We start from the raw sequence: 1,472 nt of genomic DNA, 5'->3' as shown, positions 1-1,472 counted from the left end.
TTACGATCAAGAGACATGGGGTGCATTTATTGACTCTATTGCAGAAAATGCGAAAAAATACAAAGTTCAACTTAACTTTTTTGCGAATAGGCTAGCCTCCGATAAGACCAAGTTCGGACATGTTCTAAACCTTGAGATTCAAGCAGAAGCAACATACAAGAACATGGTTAACTTTATTAATGCAATTGAAAAAAGCAAATTGGTTGTTGATTTACATGACATGGATCTAACTGCGACCACAAAGTTAAACCTTGACCTTAACTTATCAGTATGGGGGATTACTTATTAATGAAAACGCTACTAATTGTATCGATCGTTTCTTTATTGCCAGTGTACATGCTGGCAAATGCAGAAACACCAAACCATACAGAGATCAATAAACAGATCGAAGAGATAAAACCGTCTCGTACAGGTGTCCTAGCCTCAGATGTGCTCAAGACCGAAAGTCCGTTTATTTTGGTTAAGACTGATAAAGATGGTAAAAAGACCACCTACGCTGTCAAAAAGAAAGTAAAACTACCGCCTCTCAAACTTGAGTCGGCAATCAATAAAAGTGTCAAGATCAATGGTAAATGGTATAAAGAGGGTGATAGAATACGTCAATATACCATTACTAAAGTTTCCACTGACGAGGTACTTCTTACAAGTAAGAGCAAAGAGTTAAAACTCTTTCAAAACCATGCAAATGACAAGATCGACTTCAATGTCAATTAACTATAAGTAAAAAAAGGAAAATGAAAATGAAGAACTTAAACAAAAAGCTTATCTCACTTGCTGCTTCAGCAATTCTTGCCGCCTCTTTACAGGCAGATTGTACTTATGAACTTTTCAGTATATCTTCTGCTAAAGGTACTACGATCGGTGAGTATGTTGACCAATTGACAACTGCTTGTGAATATAGCTTGGTAGTTGCGGACAGTGAAACTGAAAAACTAATGGACAAAAAGCTCAATAAAACGCATATCAAGAACCTTACAATTGATGAAGTTTTAGAGATCTTGCTCACTGAGAATAATCTTAACTTCACGATTGACAATGACATATTGCGTATTTCATATCTTAAAACGATTACTTATAACATCGATTATATACTGTCATCCCGTAAAAGCCAGGGGTCTACTGATGTCATGTTAAGTTCGACTTCTTCGCAGATCGGACAGGGAGCACAAACTGGAATGTCTGGCATGTCTGGTGGTACTACAGGTGGAACAGGCTCGAATAATCAGCAAAGCGGAGGGTCTAACAAATCAGGGATTTCAATTGAGTCTACTGATGAAGTAAAATTCTGGGAAGAGTTGGATCTTGAGCTTCAGCGTGTATTGAACCGTCCTGAGGACGCCTATCAGGCTGAAGCACCGATTATTAACAGAAATGCAGGACTGATCACTATTTCTGCAACTGGACGTCAGCAGGCACGTATCGATACATACTTGAAAATGCTCCAGGAAAAAGTTCAGAAACAGGTTCTGATA

General features: G+C 38.2%; 3 protein-coding genes. All 3 read left to right on the top strand.

Annotated features, from left to right (window positions below; all coding sequences use genetic code 11):
- Positions 1-289: type 4a pilus biogenesis protein PilO (gene pilO / locus ABYK33_RS15815; protein ID WP_373034281.1), on the top strand; the 289-nt coding region annotated here is incomplete at its 5' end.
- Entirely contained in the window at positions 289-714 is a 426-nt protein-coding gene (locus ABYK33_RS15810) for a hypothetical protein (protein ID WP_373034280.1), read from the top strand. The genes pilO and ABYK33_RS15810, both read left to right, overlap by 1 nt.
- Before the next feature lie 26 nt (positions 715-740).
- On the top strand, positions 741-1,472 hold a 732-nt coding region (locus ABYK33_RS15805), incomplete at its 3' end, for a secretin N-terminal domain-containing protein (RefSeq protein ID WP_373034279.1).

Source organism: Sulfurovum sp. (assembly GCF_041562805.1).
Taxonomy (GTDB): Bacteria; Campylobacterota; Campylobacteria; order Campylobacterales; family Sulfurovaceae; genus Sulfurovum.
Note: the sequence above shows the minus strand (reverse complement) of the source record. Positions and strands in the feature narration are given on the sequence as shown.

What these genes read in the sequence shown, in the direction of transcription:
- ABYK33_RS15810 (WP_373034280.1), top strand. Translation starts at nt 289, where the DNA reads ATGAAAACGCTACTAATTGTATCGATCGTTTCTTTATTGCCAGTGTAC.